The organism is Streptomyces yangpuensis (assembly GCF_024666385.1).
Classification (GTDB): domain Bacteria; phylum Actinomycetota; class Actinomycetes; order Streptomycetales; family Streptomycetaceae; genus Streptomyces; species Streptomyces yangpuensis.
The window spans coordinates 6,880,706-6,902,929 of record NZ_CP102514.1; the positions used below are offsets into that span (position 1 = coordinate 6,880,706).

Annotated in this window: 13 protein-coding genes and 1 pseudogene; 7 read left to right on the forward strand and 7 right to left on the reverse strand. The window is 73.9% G+C overall.

Features of this window, described 5'->3' with window-relative positions; genetic code table 11:
* Positions 1–56: 56 nt before the first annotated feature.
* Together NRK68_RS31175 and NRK68_RS31180 are read left to right on the forward strand one after the other, a co-directional pair.
* On the forward strand, positions 57–11,144 hold the full coding sequence (locus NRK68_RS31175; RefSeq protein ID WP_257857417.1) for a non-ribosomal peptide synthetase: 11,088 nt from the start codon (positions 57–59) through the stop codon (positions 11,142–11,144).
* Entirely contained in the window at positions 11,131–12,831 is a 1,701-nt protein-coding gene (locus NRK68_RS31180; protein WP_183064511.1) for an ABC transporter ATP-binding protein, read from the forward strand. The genes NRK68_RS31175 and NRK68_RS31180 overlap by 14 nt, the downstream gene beginning before the upstream one ends.
* A gap of 9 nt (positions 12,832–12,840) precedes the next feature.
* On the opposite strand, the gene NRK68_RS31185 is transcribed toward NRK68_RS31180, so the two are convergent.
* Both NRK68_RS31185 and NRK68_RS31190 read right to left on the reverse strand, forming a co-directional pair.
* On the reverse strand, positions 12,841–13,737 hold the full coding sequence (locus NRK68_RS31185; RefSeq protein ID WP_257857418.1) for a poly-gamma-glutamate hydrolase family protein: 897 nt from the start codon (positions 13,735–13,737) through the stop codon (positions 12,841–12,843).
* A 128-nt stretch (positions 13,738–13,865) separates the two neighbouring features.
* Positions 13,866–14,960: an alpha/beta hydrolase-fold protein gene (locus NRK68_RS31190; protein WP_257857419.1), complete on the reverse strand. Its 1,095-nt coding sequence runs from the start codon at positions 14,958–14,960 to the stop codon at positions 13,866–13,868.
* 93 nt (positions 14,961–15,053) lie between these two features.
* Here NRK68_RS31190 and NRK68_RS31195 point away from each other — a divergent pair, with 93 nt between their 5' ends.
* On the forward strand, positions 15,054–15,266 hold the full coding sequence (locus NRK68_RS31195) for an MbtH family protein (RefSeq protein WP_183064514.1): 213 nt from the start codon (positions 15,054–15,056) through the stop codon (positions 15,264–15,266).
* 94 nt (positions 15,267–15,360) lie between these two features.
* Positions 15,361–15,555, forward strand: a pseudogene (locus NRK68_RS31200) (amidohydrolase); the annotation flags it as partial.
* A 99-nt stretch (positions 15,556–15,654) separates the two neighbouring features.
* Here the strand turns inward: NRK68_RS31200 and NRK68_RS31205 are convergent.
* Positions 15,655–16,005 (reverse strand): SH3 domain-containing protein, encoded by a 351-nt coding sequence (locus NRK68_RS31205; RefSeq protein ID WP_183064515.1) that lies wholly within the window; start codon positions 16,003–16,005, stop codon positions 15,655–15,657.
* 307 nt (positions 16,006–16,312) lie between these two features.
* Between NRK68_RS31205 and NRK68_RS31210 the strand changes: the two genes are divergently transcribed.
* A complete protein-coding gene (locus NRK68_RS31210; protein ID WP_183064516.1) occupies positions 16,313–16,786 on the forward strand; it encodes an SsgA family sporulation/cell division regulator in 474 nt (157 codons plus the stop codon).
* A 9-nt stretch (positions 16,787–16,795) separates the two neighbouring features.
* On the opposite strand, the gene NRK68_RS31215 is transcribed toward NRK68_RS31210, so the two are convergent.
* Positions 16,796–17,176, reverse strand: coding sequence for a helix-turn-helix transcriptional regulator (locus tag NRK68_RS31215; RefSeq protein WP_183064517.1), 381 nt, complete (start codon positions 17,174–17,176; stop codon positions 16,796–16,798).
* 198 nt (positions 17,177–17,374) lie between these two features.
* On the opposite strand from NRK68_RS31215, the gene NRK68_RS31220 reads away from it, so the two are divergent.
* Together NRK68_RS31220 and NRK68_RS31225 are read left to right on the forward strand one after the other, a co-directional pair.
* Positions 17,375–18,298, forward strand: a complete 924-nt coding sequence (locus NRK68_RS31220) for a SigB/SigF/SigG family RNA polymerase sigma factor (RefSeq protein WP_373024563.1) — start codon at positions 17,375–17,377, stop codon at positions 18,296–18,298.
* Positions 18,299–18,384: 86 nt separating this feature from the next.
* On the forward strand, positions 18,385–19,503 hold the full coding sequence (locus NRK68_RS31225) for a mechanosensitive ion channel family protein (RefSeq protein ID WP_183064519.1): 1,119 nt from the start codon (positions 18,385–18,387) through the stop codon (positions 19,501–19,503).
* Here NRK68_RS31225 and NRK68_RS31230 read toward each other — a convergent pair.
* From NRK68_RS31230 to NRK68_RS31240, 3 genes are all read right to left on the reverse strand, one after another.
* On the reverse strand, positions 19,484–20,326 hold the full coding sequence (locus NRK68_RS31230) for a class II glutamine amidotransferase (RefSeq protein WP_183064520.1): 843 nt from the start codon (positions 20,324–20,326) through the stop codon (positions 19,484–19,486). The genes NRK68_RS31225 and NRK68_RS31230 overlap by 20 nt on opposite strands.
* A gap of 165 nt (positions 20,327–20,491) precedes the next feature.
* Entirely contained in the window at positions 20,492–20,743 is a 252-nt protein-coding gene (locus NRK68_RS31235; RefSeq protein WP_030027310.1) for an EF-hand domain-containing protein, read from the reverse strand.
* A 143-nt stretch (positions 20,744–20,886) separates the two neighbouring features.
* Positions 20,887–22,116, reverse strand: a complete 1,230-nt coding sequence (locus tag NRK68_RS31240) for a cytochrome P450 (protein ID WP_257857420.1) — start codon at positions 22,114–22,116, stop codon at positions 20,887–20,889.
* Positions 22,117–22,224 lie beyond the last annotated feature (108 nt).

The window sequence follows — 22,224 nt, forward strand, 5'->3', positions numbered from 1 at the left end:
CCACCCCGCAACCGGGTGGGACAACCTGCGGACACTGAAGGGGCGTTGAGTCTTCGATGACGGAACCGACCGCTCGTCTCCTGCGGCTTTCTCCCACGCGCCTGGCCGGGGTACGCCGGCGAACGGGCGACTACGGCGACCGGACCATCGCCTCGGCGTGCTCGATCGCCCTGGCGTACTGGGCGACCGGCCGCAGCCCCGACGGCATGGAACTCACCCCCGGCACCCTCTTCGCCGACGTCCTCGGATGGGCCGACAACGGCGGCGGCGGTGCGGCCGGCTGGGACGTCGGCGCGGATGCCCGCAGCATCACCCTCCCGGAAGGCGTCCCGCCGGCCGAGGCGCAGCTCGCCCTCGACGACCTGGCCGACTTCCCCGACCGGCCTCTCGGCACCATCGCCCCCTCCAGCGTGGCGGCGCGCATCGAGACCCTGGCCGAATGGAACGACACCGGCGCCGACCGGGTCCGCCCCACCATCGTGGAGATGTTCCTCGAGCAGGCGCGCACCCACCCCGACGCCGTCGCCGTCGTCGACGAGCGCCGCACCCTGACCTACGGCCGGGTCGCGCAATTATCGAGCCAGCTGGCCCACCACCTCCTCGACCGCGGGATCACCGCCGAACAGGTCGTCGGCATCTCGCTGGACCGCTCCGCCGACATGGTGGTCGCCCTGCTCGGCGTACTCCGGGCCGGCGCCGCGTTCGTCCCGCTCGACCCGCACTGGCCCGCCGCACGCAGGGCCGTCGTCATCGAGGACGCGGGCGTCGTGCTCCAGCTCAACGGCTCGGGCGAGCACCCTCCGGGCGAACCCGGAGCCGTGGCCGTCGACCTCGGCGCCTGGCGCCACGGATCCCACCCCGGCGGGCCCACCGGCATCACCACTCCCGGCGACGCCCTCGCCTACGTGATCTTCACCTCCGGCTCCACCGGCCGCCCCAAGGGCGCGATGATCCGTCACGAGGCGATCAGCGAGCGCCTGCTGTGGCAGGTCGACGAGATCCTGGGCTTCGGCCCCGACGACGCCTCACTGTTCAAGGCGCCGCTCTCCTTCGACATCTCCATCAACGAGATCTTCCTGCCACTGGTGTCCGGCGGCAGGCTGGTCGTCCTGCGGCCCGGCGGCGAACGCGACCCCCACCACCTCCTCGGCGTGATCGCCGAGCACCGCGTCACCTTCACCTACCTGGTGTCGTCGATGCTGGACGTCCTGCTGGAGATCGCGGGCGACTCCGGACGGCTGGACAGCCTGCGGCACGTGTGGTGCGGCGGCGAAGTGCTCACCCCCGAACTGTACGAACGGTTCCGCACCCGGCTCGACATACCCATGTACCACGGCTACGGCCCGGCCGAGACGACGATCGGCGTCTCCCACGTCATCTACCGGGGCGCCGCGGAACGCCTGTCCACCTCGATCGGCCGGGCCAATCCCAACACCCGGCTCTACGTCCTCGACGACGAGCTGCGCCCTGTCCCGGTCGGCGTCGGCGGCGAACTCTACGTGGGCGGCTTCCTCCTGGGCCGCGGCTACGCCGGCGCCCCCGGCCTGACAGCCTCCCGGTTCGTCGCCGACCCCTTCGCCGGGGACGGCTCGCGCCTGTACCGGACCGGCGACCTGGCCCGGTACGCCCCGGACGGATCACTGGACTTCCTGGGCCGCGCGGACAACCAGATCAAGATCCGCGGCATGCGGCTGGAGATCGAGGACGTCGAGGCCGGCCTCGCCGAACACCCGCGCGTACGGCACACCTGCGTCGTCGCCAGGAAGAACACCGCCGGCGGCACCTACCTGGTGGGCTACGTGATCCCCGCCGCCGGAGCCGCGGACCTGCGGGCCGAGGAGGTCCGGGACTGGGCCGCCGCGCACATGGTCGAGTACATGGTGCCCGCCCACATCGTCGTCCTGAAGGAGTTCCCGCTCACCGCCAACGGCAAGCTCGACCGCGCCGCGCTGCCGGAGCCCGCGTCCGGCACCGGCCCGTTCGCCCCGCCCGTCACCGAGAACGAGCGCCTGGTGTGCGCGGCGGTCGCGACGCTCCTGCGGCTGGACCGGGCCGGCGTCGACCAGGACTTCTTCCGGCTCGGCGGCGACAGCCTGCTCGCCATCTCCCTGCTCGGCGCACTGCGCAAGGCCGGCCTGCACCTCACGCCCCGGCAGATCTTCACCCACAGCGTGCTCGGGGCGCTGGCCGCGGTGGCGAGCCCCGTCGACACCGCCGCCGAGGACCACGACGACGTGGCGACCGGGCCCGTCACGGGATCCCCCGTCGTGCGCTGGCTCGGCGGGACCACCGACGCCGTCGACGGCTTCGTACAGGCCGTGGAGCTGAACACCCCCGCGGACCTGACCGCCGTCGCCCTCGACACGATCCTCTCCGCCGTCGTCGAACGGCACGACATGCTGCGCGCCCGGCTCGTACGTGGCGACCACTGGGGATTCGAGGTCCCGGCACCTGCGGACCGCACCGCCGCCGGATGGCAGGAGAGCGACCGGCCGCTCGACGAATGCGTCGCGCTCGCCACCGCCGCACTGGACCCGGCGGGCGGCGTCATGCTGCGCGCGGTCTGGCGCCGCAAGGCCCGCCGGCTCGTCCTCGTCGCCCACCACGTGGTGATCGACGGCGTCTCCTGGCGGATCCTGATGGAGGACCTCGCCACCGCCTGGCGGCAGTACTCCGCCGGCGTCCCGGTCCGGCTGCCGGCGGTGGGGACCTCGTTCCGCCGCTGGACCCAACTACTGGAACAGGCCTCGTTCGACGACGACCGCGCCCACTTCCGCCGCGCCCTGCCGGGGACGGACGCACCCCTGGGCCGGCGCGCCCTCGGCGCGGACGACACCGTCGCACGCGAACGGACCCTGACCGTCCCGGTCGGCCCCGACGTCACCGCCGCCCTGCTCGGTGACGTTCCCGCCCGGTTCCACGCGGGCGTCAACGACGTGCTGCTGACCGCGCTCGCCGTCACCCTCGCCCGGTGGCGCCGCGACCTCGGCCAGGACCAGACCTTCGCCCACATCGAACTGGAGGGCCACGGCCGCGAAGCACGCTTCGTCGCGGACGCCGCCGGCTTCGAACCGGAACTCTCCCGCACCGTCGGCTGGTTCACCACCCTGTTCCCCGTCACCGTGGACCCCGGCGCGGCGGCGGACCTCACCGCTCCCGACTACCTGGCGGCCGCCCTCAAGGCCGTCAAGGAAGACCTCGCCCGCGTCCCGCGGGGCGGCCTCTCCTACGGCGTCCTGCGCCACCTGGCCGGCGCCCGGTTCGGCACACCCGCACCCCAGGTCCTCTTCAACTACCTCGGCCGCTTCCCCGCCGGAGCGTCCGGCGACTGGGAACCGGCCGGGTCCACGGGCCAGTTGGGGGAGCGGCGCGATCCCGCGATGCGCCTGCCGCGCGCCCTGGAGTTCAACGCCATCGCCGAACCCGGCCCCACCGGTGCCCACGAACTGCTCACCACCCTCTCCTGGCCCGACGGGCTGTTCACCGACCAGGACGTCGCGACCATCGGCGCGTACTACCAGGAGACCCTGACCGCGATCGCCGCACTCGACGGCGGAGGCCACACCCCCAGCGACTTCCCCCTGGTCGCCCTCACCCAGGCGGACGTCGACGAACTCGACGGCCCCGCCCTGCGCGACGTCCTGCCGATGACCCCGCTCCAGGAGGGCCTGTACTTCCACTCCGTCTTCGACGACGACTCCTCGGGCCACTACGTCGAGCAGCAGCTGCTCACCCTGGAGGGAGAGGTCGACACCGGCCGGCTCGCGGCCGCGGCCACCCGCCTGCTCGCCCTCCACCCCAACCTCGCCGCCCGCTTCACGCCGCTCGCCGACGGCCGCGTGGTCTGCGTACTGGAGAGCGGCGTACCGGCCCCCTTCACCGTCCTGGACCGCCCGGGCATCAGCGACGAGGAGATCCGCGACCACGCCGAACGGGACCGCTGCGCCGGATTCGACCTGGCCACCGGCCCCCTCATGCGGTACACGCTCATCCGGGCGGGAGCGGGCCGGACCGTTCTGGTGCAGACCGTGCACCACATCATCGCCGACGGCTGGTCGGTGCCGCCGATGCTCCGCGCCCTGCTCGCCGAATACCACGCGCCGGGCACCGTCCACCCGGTCGGCGGCTTCACCGACTACGTACGCCGGCTCGCCGGGCGGGACCATGACGAGAGCGACCGCGTGTGGCGCGAACAGCTCGCCGGCCTCCCCGGACCCTCCCTGGTCGCCGAGGGACACACCCCCTCCGACCGGTTCGCCGACGCGACCTCGGAGCCGGACGGAGAACTCGACGAAACCGCCCGCTCGGCCGGGGTGCCCCTGAGCGTGGCCGTGCACAGCGCCTGGGCGGTGACCCTCGGCGGTCTCCTGCACGGCCGGGACGTCGTCTTCGGCTCCACCGTGTCCGGGCGCGACACGGACGTGCCCGGCATCGAGGACATGGTCGGCCTGTTCATCAACACCATCCCCGTCCGTGCCCGGTGGACCGCCACCAGCACTGCCCGGGACCTGCTCGCCTCGGTCCGCGAGCACCAGAGCGCCGTGCTGGCGCACCAGCACGTGTCGCTGGCCCGCATCGGCCGCCGCGCCGGCGCCGGCCCGCTGTTCGACACCCTGGTGGTCTTCGACGTAGCGACCGATGTCGCGGCCCTGCGCGACCCCGCCCACACCCTGTCCGTCACCGGCATCGTGAACGAGGGGGCCCCGCACTATCCCCTGACCCTCGTGGTGGAACGCGCCCCCGACGGACGGCCCCGCTTCAACCTGATCCACGACGGCGTGCTCCTGCGGGAGAGCGGTGCCCGCGCGATCCTGTCCGCCTTCACCCGCACCCTCACCGGCCTCCTCACCCGGCCGGACGCCCTGGTCGACGACCTGCTCGCCGAAGCGCGGCCGGCCGCGGCCCGGCACCCGGAGCGGACCGCGCCGACCGCCCCGACCGCGCCGACCGCGCCGACCGCCCCGGCCTCAGCGGCCACCCTGGGTGCCCTCTTCGACGCCGCCGCGCGCCGCGACCCGGCCGCCACCGCCGTCACCCAGTGCGCCCTCGACGGCGCGACCCGCTCGCTGACCTACGGCGAACTGGCCACGGCTCGCGACGACGTGGCCGCCACCCTGCGTGCCGCCGGTGTCGGACCGGGAGCGCGCGTCGCCGTCGCCGTACCGCGCTCCCTGGAACAGGTCGTCGCGCTCGTGGCCGTCGTCACCGCCGGCGGAGCCTACGTACCGCTGGACCTCGACTACCCGGACGGACGGCTGGAGTACGTCCTCACCGACGCCGCTCCGCAGGTCGTCCTCGTCGCCCCGGAGCACCGGGACCGCTTCACGCGGCTGCTGGCCCGGGCGGGCGTCCCCGCCCGCGTCCTCGTACCGGGGGAGGAGCGGCTACCGCAGGACACCGCAGGTCCCGCCGCCCCCGCCGCCACTTCCGGCGCCGCGCCGCACGACCCCGCGTACGTCATCTACACCTCCGGCTCCACCGGTCGGCCCAAGGGGGTCGTGGTCCCGCACTCCAGTGTCGTGACCCTGCTCGCCAACACCCGCCCCGGCATGGGCTTCGGCCCGGCCGACGTGTGGGTGCAGTTCCACTCGTACTCCTTCGACTTCGCGGTCTGGGAACTGTGGGGCGCCCTCGTCCACGGCGGCGAGCTGCTGGTGCCGGACTACGCGCTGACCCGCTCCCCGGTCGACTTCCACCGCCTGGTGCGCGAACGCGCCGTCACCGTGCTCAACCAGACCCCCTCCGCCTTCTACCGGTTCATCGAGGCCGACCGGCATGCCGCCGAGCCGCTCCCCGCACTGCGCCGGATCATCTTCGGGGGCGAGGCGCTGGACCTCGGGCGGCTGCGCGGCTGGGTCGAACGGCACGGCACCGCCTCGCCCGAGCTCGTCAACATGTACGGCATCACCGAGACCACCGTCCACGTCACCCACCGGGTCCTGACCGACGAGGACTTCCGCCCCGGTGGCGACGTCAGCCCGATCGGCGGCCCCGTCCCCGGCCTGGTCACCCACCTGCTCGACGACCGGCTCCGGCCGGTGCCGCCGGGCCGGGTGGGCGCCATCTACGTCGCCGGTGACCAGGTGTCCCTCGGCTACCTGGGCCGGCCCGGGCTCACCGCGGGCCGCTTCGTGGCCGATCCGTTCGCCGCCGACGGCTCCCGCATGTACCACACCGGCGACCTCGCCCGCCGCACGCTCGACGGCGAGCTGGAGTTCACCGGCCGCGCCGACGACCAGCTGCAGCTCAAGGGCTTCCGCATCGAGCCCGGCGAGGTGGAGGCCGCGATCAGGGAACTCGACGGCGTCGTCGACGTGGCCGTCACCGCGGCGGACAGCGGCGACCACCTCGTCGCACACCTCGTGGGACGCACGCCGGGCGACTTCTCCGCCGCACTGGCGGCGAAACTGCCCGCGCACATGGTGCCCGCACGGGTGCTGCCGGTCGACGCCCTGCCCCTGACGGTCAACGGCAAGCTGGACCGGCAGACCCTCGCCGAACGTGCCCGGGCGGCGGGCGGGACCGGCCCGGAGGACGACGTGGACAGTGCGGCCGCCGCGCCCGCCGTCCCCGCCGTGCCCGCCGCGCCCGCCGCACCCGCCGTGGCGCACGACAGCGCGCTGACGGCACTGGTCGGCATCTTCACGCAGTCCCTGCCCGGCACCGCCGTGGACGCCGACTGCGACTTCTTCCGGGCCGGCGGCGACAGCATCCTCGCCATCACCGTCGTCAACCGGGCCAGGGCCCTCGGCCTGTCGATCACCCCGCGGGACGTGTTCCTGCTCAGGACACCGCGCGCGCTCGCCGGACATCTGGCGACCGGCGCCCCGCCGACCGGGGCGTCCACGCCCGCCGACGCCACTGCCGCCCCCGGCCCGGCCGCCCCGCAGGACGGCCCGCTGGCGCCGACCCCGATCATCCTGCGCCAACGTCTGCTGGGCGGCTCGCTCGCCCGGTTCGCCCAGGCCCGGGCCGTGACCGCCGCCGAGGACACCGCGTTCGCCGACGTCGAGCGTGCCGCGAACGCCGTCGTGGCCGCGCACCCCGTCCTGCGGCTGCGGCTGCGCACCGAGCACGGCGTATGGGCCCTGCGTACCGAACCAGCGCGCCCGGTGAGCGTCGTCCGCGCGGACACGACCGACCCGGAGGCCGCGGCCGACGAGGCCGCCGGACGGCTCGATCCCGAGGCGGGGGACGTCATCGCGTTCTCGTGGCTGGAGACGAGCCGCACCCTCGTGGTCGCCGTGCACCACCTCGCCGTCGACACGGTGTCCTGGCTGATCCTCCTCGACGACCTGGCCGCGGCCCTGCGCGGAACGCCCTTGGCGCCGCAGACCACCCCCTACGCCGAGTACGCGCGGGCCCTGGCCGATCCCTCGGCCCACCCGGCCGACGGCGGCCTCGGCCACTGGATCGCCACGCTCCAGGCGCCCCCGCTGCTGCCCCGGGTCCGGGCGCCGCACGACGTCACCGTCGTGCTCCCGCCCGACGTCAGCGACCTCGTCACCCGCACCGCACCCGCCGCACTCGGCGTCGGACCCACCGAGCTGCTGTGCGGCGCGCTGCGCACCGCGCTGACCCGCGTCCAGGCCACGCCCACCGACCTCGCGGTCGACCTGGAGCGGCACGGCCGCGAACCGGTGCTGCCCCACCACGACTACACCCGTACCGTCGGCTGGTTCACCTCCATCGCGCCCGTGCGGCTCACCGCCCACACCGACCCCGTAGCGGCGGCCCGCGAGGTCGCCGCGCGCCGCCCCGACGAGCGCGCCCACCTCGCCTACGGCCGGCTGCGCCACCTCGACCCGCAGACGGCCCCGCTGCTGGACGCCCACCCGCAGGTGCTGTTCAACTACCTCGGCCGGGGCGACGAGTCGCGCGCCCTGCACATCACCGGCGGCGACCAGGGCGGCCACAGCCCCTACGCCGTCGAGGTCAACGCCTGGACGGACGCCGCGACCGGCCGCCTGCACGCCGTCTTCACCCTCGCCGACGGTATCCCCGAGGAGATCACCGGGCACTGGCACGACGCGCTGCGGCACATCGCGGAAGTCTCCACCACCGCCGAGCGCACCGCACCGGTCACCCCGCTCCAGCGCGGCCTGTACTTCCAGGCCCAGCTGGCCGGACCGGCCGGCCACTACGTCGCACAGAGCTGGTTCACCTTCGACCGGCGCCTGGACACCGACGCCCTGGCCGAGGCCATGGCCTGGGTGATCGCCCGCCACCCGGCGGTCGGCGCCGGCTTCGCCACCGACGACGGCGGCAACGCCGTGCAGGTCCTCGCGGCCGGCCGCCGCGTCGACGTCCGCACGGTCGACCTCACCACCGACGCCGAGGCCGACGACCTGCTGGCCCGGGACCGCGACACCGGATTCGACACGGGCCGGCCGCCGCTGATCCGGCTGACCGTGGTGCGCCGGCCCGACGGCCGTGACGGCCTGCTGCTCAGCTACCACCTGCTGCTGTGGGACGGCTGGTCCCGGGAGATCGTCCTGCGCGATCTGTTCGACGCCTACGAGGCGGCTCTCGCGGGCACCCTGACGGCCCCGGCCCCGGCCTCCCCGAGCTTCGAGGACCATGCCCGGGCGCTCGCGGCCAAGGACCCGGCCGAGGCGGAACGCTTCTGGGCGCGGCACCTGACCGGCCTGCCCGGCCCCACCCTGCTCGCCGGACCGTCCCCGGTCCTCGCCGACGGCCTGCCCCGTACCCTCGTGCACACGCTCGACCCCGAGCGGTCGCAGCTCCTGCGGGACGCCGCCCGCACCCACGGGGTCACCCTGAACACCGTACTGACCGGCGCCTTCGGGCTCCTGCTGGGCGCCCGCACCGGCCGCGGCGACGCCGTCTTCGGCGTGACCGTCTCCGGCCGCGAGGGCGAGGGCCTGGCCGGCATCGTGGGCGTCCTGCTCAACACCGTCCCCCAGTGGACCCGGGCCCGGCCGGGCGACACCGTCCGGGAGTACCTGTCGGCCGTGCAGGCCGCCCGGGCCGAGGCGATGGAGCACGAGCACATCGGGCTCGGCGAGATCCAGCGGGCCGGCGGACACGACACCCTCTTCGACAACCTGTTCGTCCTCCAGAACTTCCTGGACCTGGACGCCTTCGCCGAGATGAACACCCGCCACGGCATCACCGCCGTACGCGCCGACGACTCCACGCACTACCCGTACACCTGGGTGGTCACCCCCGGCGACCGGCTCACCGTCAAACTCGAGTACCGCGACCACGACACCCCGGCGGCCCGGCGCCTCCTGGACGACTACCTGCGCCTCCTCGACGACCTGGCCCGGGCCACGGGACCGGTGGGCGCCCTCGGCGCCCTCGGACCCCGGCCCCGGACCGCCGGCCGCACCGACATCGGCACGGACACCGTCGTCGACCGGTTCGACCTCGCGGCCGACCGCGACCCCGGGCGGACCGCACTCGTCGCCCACGGACACACCATGACCTTCGCCGGACTCCGGGACCGCAGCCGCGCCGTCGCGGGCGTCCTCGCCGGGCGCGGCATCGGCCCCGAGACCACCGTGGGCATCGCCGTGCCCCGCTCCCTCGACTCGATCGTGGCGCTGTTCGCCGTCCTGCGCACGGGCGCCGCGTACGTGCCGCTGGAGCTGGACCACCCCGACGAGCGGATCGCCGCGATCGTCGCCGACGCCCGCCCCGAGGCCGTTCTCACCGTCAGCGCCGTGTCACCCCGGCTGGGCCTGCCGCCCGGCCACCTGATCGAGCTGGACCGGCCCCTCCCCGCCGCCGGACCCCTGACGACCTTCGCCCCCGACGACCCGCACCGCCTGCGGCACCCCGCCTACACGATCTACACCTCCGGATCGACCGGCAGGCCCAAGGGCGTGGTCACCGAGTACGCGGGCCTGACCAACATGCTGATCAACCACCGGCGCCGGATCTTCGAGCCGGTCCTCGCGGACCACGGCCACCGGGTCTTCCGGATCGCGCACACCGTGTCGTTCGCGTTCGACATGTCGTGGGAGGAGCTGCTGTGGCTCGCGGACGGACACGAGGTGCACATCTGCGACGAGGAGCTGCGCCGCGACGCCCCCCGGCTCGTCGAGTACTGCCTCCGGCACGGGATCGACGTCATCAACGTGACCCCGACCTACGCCCAGCAACTGGTGGCCGAAGGCCTGCTCGACGACCCGGACCGGCGGCCCGCCCTCGTCCTGCTGGGCGGTGAGGCCGTCACGCCCACCCTGTGGCAGCGGCTCGCCGAGACCGAGGGCACAGCCGGATACAACCTGTACGGACCCACCGAATACACCATCAACACCCTCGGCGTCGGCACCTTCGAGTGCGAGGACCCCGTGGTGGGCGTCGCCATCGACAACACCGACGTCCACGTGCTGGACCCGTGGCTGCGCCCCCTGCCGGACGGGGTCCCCGGCGAGCTCTACGTGGCGGGCATCGGCATCGCGCGCGGCTACCTCGGCCAGGCCGCGCAGACCGCGCACCGGTTCGTGGCCTGCCCGTTCGGCGAGCCCGGCGAGCGCATGTACCGCACCGGAGACCTGGTGGCGCGGCGGCCCGACGGCAACCTGACCTACCTGGGCCGCACCGACCAGCAGGTCAAGATCCGCGGACACCGCGTCGAACCGGGCGAGGTGGAGGCCGCGTTCGCCGCGCACCCGCGGGTCCGGTTCGTCGCCGCCGTGGCCCAGCCCGATCCCCAGGTGGACGGCGCGTACCGGCTGGCGGCCTACCTCGTCCTGGACGACGGCGGGGACCTGGCGACGGTCGCCGCCGAAGCGGGCTCCGCACTGCCGGACTTCCTGCGCCCGACCCACTACGCCCGGGTCGACGCCATCCCGCTGACGGTGAACGGGAAGGCCGACACCCGGGCACTGCCCGAGGCCCGGCCGCTGGGCGCGCTGACCACGGCGGGGGAGCGCGGCCCGGAGACGGACACGGAGACCGTCGTCTGCGACTTCTTCGCGGAGGCCCTGGACCTGGACGACGACGAGGTGAGCGCGGTGAGCGACTTCGTGTCCCTCGGCGGACACTCCATGCTGGCGGTGCGGCTGATCGGGCTGCTCCGCCGGGAGTACGGTCCAGTGATCACGATCCGCGATCTGTTCACCCTGCGAACCCCGGAAGCGATTGCCCGCCACCTCGATGACAACTCCTGACACGCAGCGGGCCCGTTCGGGGTCCGGCATCCTGCGCATCGCGCTGCGCCGCAACGTCGGCGCCATGGCCTGGGGCACCGTCCTCATGGGCCTCTACCAGGCCGGCGAGACGGCCTTCCCCATCGCGCTCGGCCTGATCGTCGAGCACACGATGCGGGACCGCGGCCCCGGCGCCCTGGTCCTGTCGATCGGCGCGCTCGCCGTGATCATCACGACGGTGTCGCTGTCGTGGCGCTTCGGCATGCGCATCCTGCAGAAGGCCAACACGACCGAGGCGCACCGCTGGCGGGTGCGCGTCGCGGACTGCGGACTCCAGCCCGTGGCCCGGGACGTCGGCCTCAAATCGGGCGAGGTGCTGACCATCGCCACCGAGGACGCCGACCAGACGGCCGACATCATCGAGGTCGTGCCGCTGCTGATCAGCTCGCTGGTCGCCGTGCTGGTGGCCGCCGTGGCGCTCGGGCTCGCGGACCTCAGGCTCGGCCTGCTGGTGATCGTCGGCACCGTCGCGATCCTGTCGGTACTGTCGGTGATGTCCCGGCGGATCGGCTCCAGTACGCGCGAACAGCAGGCCCGGGTGGCCCGCGCGGGCGCGAAGGTCGCCGACCTGATCACCGGCCTGCGCCCGCTGCACGGCTTCGGCGGCAACCACGCGGCCTTCGGCTCCTACCGGAAGGTCAGCACCGAGGCGAAGCACCAGGCGGTCACCGTGGCCGGGGTGAACGGCGCGTACGCGGGCACGGCCGCCGCCCTCAACGCGGCCCTGGCCGTCGCCGTGACCCTGACGGCAGGCCGGCTCGCCTTCGACGGCCGCATCAGCGTCGGAGAGCTCGTCATGGCCGTGGGGCTGGCGCAGTTCATCATGGAACCGCTGAAGATGTTCTCGGACATGCCCAAGTACGTGATGATGGCGCGGGCGTCGGCCGAGCGGATGGCGCTGGTGCTGACCGCGCCCCCGGTTTCCGTCCCGGGGCCGCGGCGCCCGGCCGCCGGCGGCGACCTGGAGATCGACGGTGTCCGGCACGGCGCCCTGCGCGGCCTGAAGTTCCAGGTCCCGGCGGGCGGTTTCACGGCGATCGCCGCCTACCAGCCGCGGGCCGCCGCCGACCTCGCCGCCGTCCTGGCCGTCAGGGTCCCGCCCCACACGTACGAGGGAGCCGTACGGGTGGGCGGGCAGGAGATCGCCGACCTGTCGGTGGAGGCGGTCCGCGAGCACATGCTGGTCAACCCGTACGACGCGGAGATCTTCGCGGGCACGCTCCGTACCAACATCGACCCGTCCGGCAGCAGCCGGACGGTCCCCGAGGCCGTCGAGGCGTCCATGCTGACCGATGTCGTCGCCCTCCACCGCGAGGGGCTCGACTACGCGGTCCGTGACCGTGGCGCCAACCTGTCCGGCGGCCAGCGTCAACGGCTGTCCCTGGCCAGGGCTCTGGCGGCCGACAGCGACGTCCTCGTCCTGCACGACCCGACGACTGCCGTCGACGCCGTGACCGAACAGCTCATCGCGCGTAACATCGCGCGGCTGCGCCGGGGCCGGACCACCCTCGTGATCACGAGCAGCCCGGCCCTCCTGGACGCCGCCGACCGGGTGCTGGTCCTGGACGACGGCGTGATCACCGCCGAGGACACCCACCGCAATCTGCTCGCCACCGACCGGGACTACTGCCTGGCGGTGGCGAGATGAGCGGACGGGTCAGACTGCGGCGCCGCGGTCGAAGAGGCTCCGGCGGGCGAGCTGCTCGGACTCCATCTGGGCCAGTGCGGACCGGCAGGCGTCGGTGAACTTCCAGAAGTCGGTGTTGGTGCTCTGGGCGCGCCTGGTGGGGCTGGTCGCGTTCGGGGCGCCGCCGAAGTCGGCGAACAGGCTCTTGCGGAGGTCGTAGGTGATCTCCAGCTGGCCGCCGCCCTCCCCGGTCAGGGTGCGGTTGCAGATGTTGTCGGGCAGGTCGCCGTTGAGGTGCTCGGGGTCCCCCGTCGCGATGAGGAAGCCCGCCTTGCCCAGCCGGTCGGCGAGGAGGGCGCGCAGCCGGCCGTTGGCACCGCCGACGACGACGCCCTTGGCCCCGGCCGGCAGGCCGGCCTGAGTGGCCGTACAGCCGTGCAGGCTGAGGACGTTGGCGCTGCCCGCGGCCATCGAACGGGCCACCGGGTCGTCGTTGAGCGTCGAGGTGACGTGCAGGTCGCCGTTGCCGGGCACCGCGCCCGAGGCCCGCAGACCCTCGAACATCCAGTAGTCGTGGAGCGGGGCGCCCGCCGCGACGGGTTCGAGCGTGTCGGGCCGGAAACCGGCGATGGCCAGGCACAGTTCGGAGGTGCCCGGTTCGATCCCGCCACCGTGGATCGCCATGACCGTGCTCAGCCGGGGCCCCGGGGTGGTCGCCCGCTGGGGGTCGAACATCTCGTGGCGCTTGAAGCGGCGGGCGTAGTCCACGCCCTCCACGTTCGCGGGGTCGGCGTAGAGCCCTGAGTTGGTGAGGGTGTCGGCGGCGTGCGCCGGGGCGGCGGAAAGGGCGTTGAGCAGCGGCGCACCCGCGGCGGCGGCCACGAGGCCCGCGAGCAGGGTACGGCGGCTGGCCTGGGACGATGACATGGCGAATCCTTGATCATGGTCGGTGATCGTGTACGGCCGAATCCTCGGTGATCATCAGCAGATCGCCTAGCGGATTTCAGAGCGCGACGCCTCCGTGGACGTGACGCGGGGGTGGCCGGTGACCGGTGCTACCCCAGGGCCCAGGCGACGTCCCTGAGGAGGGCGTGGCGCCAGCCCGCGCGGTCGTGGGCCGACGGCGAGCGTGAGACGCGTACGGTGGCGCCGGCCCGGGCGGCCAGGGACTCGACCAGGGCGCAGTGGGGCAGCATCCGGGTCTCGTGTTCCCCCACGTCGAAGGCGACCCGCAGCCCCGACAGGTCGACGCGCTCGCGCAGCCGCGCCGCTACGGCGCCGCCGAGCGGGCCGCCGAGCGGATCCGGGAGACCGGGGGCGCCCGGCGCCCACCAGAACGACGGGGACTGGCAGGCGACCCGCGACACCAGGTCCGGGAACTCCAGCGCCGCGTACACCGCGCTCAGGCCGCCGAGGCTCTGCCCGGCGACCACCAGCCCGTCCCGGTCCGCGGGCAGGCCCGTCTCCGCCACCAGCGGCAGGAGTTCGTCCCGTACCGCCTCCCACAGCCCGGGCCGGCACCCGAACTCGGCCTCCCGGTCCCTGGCCGGCAGGAAGACGAGGGTGACGGGCGGCATGTCCCCGGCCTCGACGGCCGCGTCGAACGCCGTCATGGCCGGGTGCAGGTACAGCCAGTCGTCCCCGTCGAGCAGCAGGACCACCGGTCCGCCGCCGCCCGCCGGGTGCACCCGTACGGTGCGCCGCCCCCCGAGCCGTTCGCTCGTCCAGCGGATCCGGGTGCGGGGCAGGGGCAGCACCTGCTCGGCGCCGGTGCCGAGGACGGGCCAGTACGGCTGGGCCGGCGCGTCCGGGGTCGCGGCGATGGACCGGTCCCCGCCCGCACCGACCGGGTTGAACGGGTCGGCGAACTCCGCGCCGTCCACGAGGAACCGGTACGTGACCCGCAGCCGCGCGGGCATGCGCACCTGCGCGTACCAGCAGTCCGTGTCGCCCCACCGGTCCAGTGCCACCGGGTCCGACCAGCTCTCGAAGCCGATGCCGGCCGGCGAGCCGCGCCACAGGAACAGGGTCGTCCAGCCGCCGTCCCCCGAGGGGACCGACACGGGTGCTCCGGCCGCCGCCCAGAACGCTTCGGAACCCGGTGCGCCGGGCAGTCCGTACGCGGCGAAGGCGTCCTCGGTCGGGCGCATGCGGGTCTCCTTGTGAGCGGCAAGGGGAGGGTCTAAGCTCGTTTCAATGAGGCGAGCCTAACCTAATCTTGACGTTCCGGGGAGGCAACAACCGTGACCACCAACCCCTTCGACGACGCCGAGGGCCGCTTCCTCGTCCTGGTGAACGACGAGGGCCAGCACTCGCTCTGGCCGTCCTTCGTCGACGTGCCCGGCGGCTGGACGATCGCCCTCGGCGAGACCAGCCGGGAGGCCTGCCTGGACTACGTCGAAGCCAACTGGACCGATCTGCGCCCCCGTTCCCTCGCCCGGTCGATGGACGCCTGACCCTCCACCGCCCAGCACCGCGCACATCCGCGCCGATCCGATCCGGTACGCGGCAGCGACCCCGCCGGCCGACCACCCCTGGGGAACCCGCACGATGCTCTGCACCCGGCTGACCAACGCCCGATTCCTCACCATGGACCCGGACCGTCCCGTCGCCCACGAACTCGGCATCCGGCGGGGCCGGATCGTCGGCCTGGACGGCGCCGTCGCCGCCCTGCCCGCCCGCGAGGTGATCGACCTCCAGGGCGCCACGGTGCTCCCCGGGTTCATCGACTCCCACGTGAACATCGAGGTGGTGGCGACCTGCGTGGCCGGCCGGGAGGCCGGCAAGCCGCAGCCGTGAGCCCCGGCGTGCGGCGGGACCGTCAGCCGGCCGTCACGAGTGCCGTCAACAGGCGCGGACCGGCTTGTGGTTGTGGACGTAGCGCGCCGAGACCCATCCCTTGGCGTTCTGGAGGCGGTACCAGACGGGGTTGCCGTCCACCCACCCGCCGCGCGCCTGGCAGTTGAGGAGCACGCGCTGGCCCGGGCGGAGCGTCCTGACGACGCCGGAGTACACCGTGGGCTTCTGGCGCACGTGGAGGGGCGCGTCCGAGACCACCTCGCCCACCGGGTACGCGACCCGGGACACCGCGGCGGCCGGCGCGGCCCCCTGCTGCGGTGCGGCCCAGCCGGCGCCGCCCGTCGGGCCGAGCACCAGGCCCGTCACCAGCGCGCACATCACTACGGACTTCTTCATCCCGGTCCCGTTCTCCGACGACTTCGGTACGGGCATGCCACGACGGACCGTGGCCGGCCGAGAGCGCCCGGTACGACTATCCGCGCGGAGCCGGGGATTCCCGGGTCGACACGTCCGCCGTTCGCCCTGATGGCGGCAGACCCGGCCCTGACCCCGGCCGGACGTGTGTCCGGATCCGCTGTTTCGGAGGCGGCCGAGCGAGCAGACGCGAGCCATGGCACCCGGCGCCGTCGGTGCCGCCCCGGCCGGACGGCGAGATCCCGGCCCCTGAATCGCCCGCCGCCCCTCCCCGCAGAGACGAGTCGTCATGGACCACCGGCCCCGCGCCCCCGAGCAGCATCCGACGCAGCAGCACCCGACGCAGAATCCGACGGAGCGGAGCCTGACCTGGACGACCGGTATCCACCAGGTGCGGACCCGGCTGCGGTTCCCCCTCCGGGCCACGTTCCACTGGTCGCCCCGCACCCCGCTGGGCGTCGAGGTCACGTTCCACCCGGTCGGCGCGGACCCCGTGACCTGGGTGATCGGCAGGGACCTCCTCGCCAGGGGGCTGCGCACCCTGGCCGGAACGGGGGAGGTACGGGTCCGCCCGGCCGACGGACCCGGCCGCGCGGGCCAGGTGGTGCTGAGGCTGGGGGCGGAGGAGCCGTACGCCCTCTTCGTGCTGGACCGGGCGGGGCTCACCCGGTGGCTGGAGGAGACGTGGGCGCTGGTTCCGGCCGGCGCCGAGGCGGAGCGTCTGGACTGGGAATTCTTCGACAACCTGCTCGCGGACCGCTGAGCGGCGTCGTCACGGCAGGGGCAGGACCCCGTCGTCGGGGCCGCCGTCCGCGGACTCGGCGGCGGGCGGCGGCGTCGTCGGCGTGGCCGGTGGTCCCGAGAGGTAGGCCAGGAGGCCGGCGATCTCACGGCCGGCCTCCGCCGGGTGGCGGAAGCGCGCCCCGGGCGCGATGGCGTAGCGGTTGCGCCGGCCGTCCCGGGTCCGGGTGAGGTATCCGTCCGTCTGGAGGTCCGTGACGATCGCCTGCACGGTGCGTTCGGTGAGGTCGCAGTCCGCGGCGATGTCGCGCAGCCGGGCCCCCGGGTCGCGCGCGATGGCGATCAGGACCCGGGCGTGGTTCGTCAGGAACGTCCAGTGGTTGCGGCGGGATCCCGTCTGCTCATTCTCCACTCCGACATTCTTGAGCGGGGACTCGCGAAAAGCAAATCCAGAAAAGTCTTTCCGGTATAACTTGACGTGTGTCCGGGGGCCCGGCAGGGTGCAGGGAAGCGGAAGGGGACTTCCGCCCGACCGAACGACCGAGCAAGCGACCGAGCAGTCGCGCAACGCGCCGCAAGCACCTGTGCCCAAGGAGCGAAGACGATGACCATCACGGCCACGACCGAGGCCACGACCTCGACGACGCCCCCCGCGACGGCCACCACCCCCGCCGGTGGCGCCGCAGCGGCCCCCGCACTCGGCGGGCTGCCCGAGGTGCCCTGCCCGCGGGAACTCTCCACCTGCGATGCCCGGCAGCTGACCAGGGTGTTCTTCGAACGGCTGCGGAGCCTGGAAGAGGGCACCCGTGAGTACCAGTACGTGCGCGGCACGCTGATCGAGATGAACATCTCACTCGTGAACTTCGTGGCCCGCCCGTTCCGCGACCGGCCCGGCGGCCCCGAGAACGAGGACATCGTCCAGGTCGGCATCATCGGCCTGATCAAGGCCATCGACCGGTACGACCCCGAGCGCAACACCCAGTTCACCACGCTCGCCGTGCCCTACATCACAGGTGAGATCAAGCGCCACTTCCGGGACACCACCTGGGCCGTGCGCGTCCCGCGCCGGCTCCAGGAGCAGCGCCTGCTGCTGGCGAGGGCGACGGAGGAGCTGACCTCCGAGACCGACCACGCCCCCACCCCGGCAGAACTGGCTACCCACCTCGGCCTCACCGAGGACGAGGTCCGCGAGGGCCTGGTCGCCGCCAACGGCTACTCCTCCCAGTCCCTCGACGCGCCCCAGGCCGACGCCGGCGGCAGCGGCACCACCCCCGCGAACGGACAGCCCGCACGCTCCCTGGCCGAGACCGTCGGCGACCTCGACCCCGCCCTGGCGGCCGTCGAGGACCGGCAGGCCCTCGCACCGCTGCTCGCCGGCCTGGACGAGCGCAGCACCCGCATCCTTCAGCTCCGCTTCGGCCAGGAGATGACCCAGGCGGAGATCGGTGAGGAGGTCGGGCTCTCCCAGATGCACGTCTCGCGCCTGCTCGCCCGCACGCTGGAGAACCTGCGCGAGGAGCTGCTGCACGACTGACCCGCGGTCCGAGGACCTCTGGGAGCCGGGCGCCGCCGTGCGCCCGGCCGCCCCGACCCGTTCCCGAGACCTGACACCGGGGAGTCATGAACAGTTTCGTCCGACTGCTGGCCGTCCTGGGCGGCTCCGTCGTGCTCACCCTCGTCGTGGGCCGCCTCAGCGACCTGCTGCTGCGGCGGGCCGACGCCCGTCACCCCGAGACACCGCTGTGGAACATGCTGCGCCGCTGCGGACCGTCGCTGCGCGTGCTGCTGTTCACCGCGGTGCTGCGCGGGGCGTACCGCCAGATCGCCTGGCAGCCGCTGCGCGACCACGAGGCCGCCGTGGGCCGGACCCTGACGCTCGTCCTGATCGGGGCGGGCGCCTGGTGCGTCGTCGGCGTCGCCTCCGCCGTGGTCGAATCCTCCTACGCCCGCTATGCGCTGGGCACGCGCGACCCCTCACGCGTGCGCCGCGTCCGTACCCAGGTGACGCTCATCCGGAGGATCGTCACCGCCGTCGTCGCGGTGGTCGCGGCGGCCGCGATGCTCCTCACCTTCCCCGCCTTCCGGGCCGTCGGCACGTCCGTCCTGGCCTCGGCGGGCATCATCGGCATCGTCGCGGGTGTGGCGGCCCAGTCCACTCTCGGCAACGTCTTCGCCGGCTTCCAGATCGCCTTCGGCGACATGGTACGCATCGGCGACACCGTCGTCGTCGACGGGGAGTGGGGTGTGGTCGAGGAGGTGACCCTCACCCTGATCGCCGTGCGCACCTGGGACGAGCGCCGGATCACCATGCCCGTCTCGTACTTCACCTCGCGGCCCTTCGAGAACTGGTCGCGCGGCGGCATCCAGATGACCGGCACGGTGTTCGTCCACTGCGACCACACGGCCCCCGTCGCCCTCATGCGGGAGAAGCTGAAGGAGATCCTCGACGGCTGCGAGGCCTGGGACGGCCGGGGCTGGGACCTGGCCGTCACCGAGGCCACCCCCACCACCATCGTGGTACGGGCGATCGTCACCGCCAAGGACCCGGACCTGCTGTGGACCGCCCGCTGCGAGGTCCGCGAGCAACTGGTGGCCTGGCTGGCCGAGAAGCACCCGTACGCCCTGCCGCGCGTCGCCACGGCCGCCGCCGTGCCCCCGCCCCGTACGGAGGCCCGTACGGAGGCCCGCACGGAGGCCCGTACGGAGGTCCGCACCGGCGTCAGGCCGCCAGCGGGCTGAACGGGTACAGCCCGTCCGCGCCCGCCCGAACGACGCCGTAGCTGCTCTCCGGCACCTCGTTCCACGCGCCCGGCAGGTCGCCGAGCGGCTCGGACACCACCAGGCGGGTCTCGTCGGACGCCTCCTGGAGAAAGCGGATGTCGGGGTGCAGCCTGCGCAGGGTGTCCACCCGGCTGCTGTAGAACAGCGACCGGGAGGTGCCCTGGCTGGAGTAGCGGAAGGCCCACACGCTGGTTCCGTCGGTGACGGCCACCGTCATCTGCATCGGGAACTCCACGCCGTGCTCGTGGCCGACCCGCTCCACCACGCCCACCATCCGGGCGACCGCGGCCGGCGGGTCCTCCTCCAGGCCGAAGGTGAGCGCCAGGTAGAACATGACCTCGGAGTCCGTCGTGCCCTCGATCTCTCCGAACAGCGCGGGGTCGACGAGCAGCGCGAGGTCCCTGCGCATCGCGTGGAAGCCGGAGATGGCCCCGTTGTGCATCCACATCCAGCGGCCGTGCCGGAACGGGTGACAGTTCGTCTGCTGCACGGCCGTACCCGTCGACGCCCGGATGTGGGCGAAGAAGACGGGGGAGGTGACGTGGTCCGCGAGCTCCCGCAGGTTGCGGTTGTTCCAGGCGGGCCCGACGTCCTTCATCAGGGCGGGCGTGCCGTCGCCGCTGCCGCCGACCGGATACCAGCCGATGCCGAAGCCGTCGCCGTTGGTCGTCTCCACGCCCAGCTTCGAGTGGAGGCTCTGGTCGATCAGTGAGTGGGCGGGTTTGTACAGGATGGTGTCGAGCAGCACGGGGGTTCCCGAATACGCAAGCCACCGGCACATGAGCGATCACCTGACTCGTCCGCCCCGTGCGGGTTGACCGTGCCGCGGGCCGGCCGGGGCCGTAACCGCCCGCGTGGGCGCCCCGCCGCCCATGTCATTCTCCCGCCGCCCGACGGGCGCCGCACGCGGGACGCCGCGAGGCCGCCCACCCGGACGGTGCGGCCGCTACCAGCCGAAACGGCGGTCGACCACGGCCGCGAACTCCTCGAAGCTCAGCACCCGGTCTCCGTTCTGGTCCGCCGCGTCGAAGAGCGCCGAGGAGTCCTCGGTGTCCCCCACCCCCCAGAAGGGGATCGCCCCCTGCGCGGCGAGGGTCGGTCCCTTGGAGCGCAGGGCGCCGATGACCTCGGCGCGGGTCAGGGTGCCGTCCTGGTCGAGGTCGAGGGCGTCGAACAGCCGCCGGGCCTTCTCACTCATCACATGTCCTCTCCGCGGTGCACGCGCCGTCCGGGCCGGCGGGTCCTGCCAGGAAGGACGCGACGCGCCCCCGCGAGGTTGCCTCCGGCCCCGGATCCGCGCCCCGATGACGACCGGCTCCGGGCGGCCGTGCTGCTCCCTCGTCACCAGGTCACGTGCAGTGCCTCCGGCGAGCGGTGGATCAGGGTGGGCCGCATCCGGGGCCGCGGACGGCCCGGGTCCAGCCGCAGCCCCGGCAGACGGCTCGTCAGCAGCTCGAGCGTGAGGCGGAGTTGCTCGCGCGCGAGCCGGGAGCCGGGGCAGCCGTGCGGCCCGATCCCGAACGCGAGGTGGTGCCGGTTCACGGGCCGGGTGATGTCGAACTCGCCCGGCCGCTCGTACCGGTCCGGGTCCCGGTTGGCCGCGCCGTACGCCACCAGGAGCGCGGCCCCGGCGGGCAGCTCCGTCCCGCCGAGCGCCACCGGCCGGGTGGTGGTCCGCCGGAAGGCCTGGATGGCGGTGTCGTGACGGGCGGTCTCCTCCACCGCCGCCGGGATCAGCGAGGGATCGGCGCAGAGCATCCGCCACTGCCGCCGGTCGTCGTCGAGCAGGTGCAGCAGCGTCGTGCCGATCAGGGCTCCGGCGGTGAGGAACCCGGCGATCAGCAGGTTCTGCAGGCTCGTCACCAGCTCGTGGCGCTGCTCCAGGGTGAGCTCGCCCGTGCCGGGGGCGAGGGCGGCCACCATGCCCGAGCACAGGTCCTCCCGGGGGTGGGCGCGCCGGTCGCGCACGTACCCGTCCAGCAGGTGCTGCAGCGCGACCACGTCCTCGGCGGCGGCCGCCTGTTCCTGCGGCGGCAGCGGCCGGAACAGCAGCTCCTCGGCCCGGTAGCCGCCGTGCACGGCCGCGGGCACATCGGCGGGGTCCAGCCCGATCAGCCGTCCGACCACCATGCCGGGCAGCCGCTGCGCGTAGGCCGCGACGAGGTCGGCGGAGCCGCCCGCCGCGAAGCCGTCCACCAGCTCCGCGGCGCACGTCCGCACGTACGGGACCAGCGCCGCCACCCGCGCGGCCGACAGCCCCCGGTTCAGGGGGGCCCGGTGCCGGCGGTGGGCGGCGCCGTCCGAGGACACGACCGTGGGCCGCGGTCCGAACCCGCGCGGCAGGACCCCGAGCGCCGCCTCGGAGAGCCGGATGTCCGGCAGCAGGGCGTTCGCGGAGGAGAACTCCTCCGCACGCAGGAGCACCTCCCGCACGTCGCGGTCCCGCGCGACGAGCCACGCGTCGAACTCGGGTACGTACGTCAGCCCCTCGGCGCGGCGGGCGCGGTCGTACAGCGGGTACGGGTCGCGGTACAGCTCGTCCCGCCGGGCCTGGTCGTCGTGCCACGTCAAAGGGGACCTCCGGATCGCGTGCGGGGCCGGGCGGGACGCCGCTGGTGACCTGCGGTGCGCCGGGTCATCCTGCCCGAACCCGGCCCGCCCCGGTAGGGCGCGAGGTCC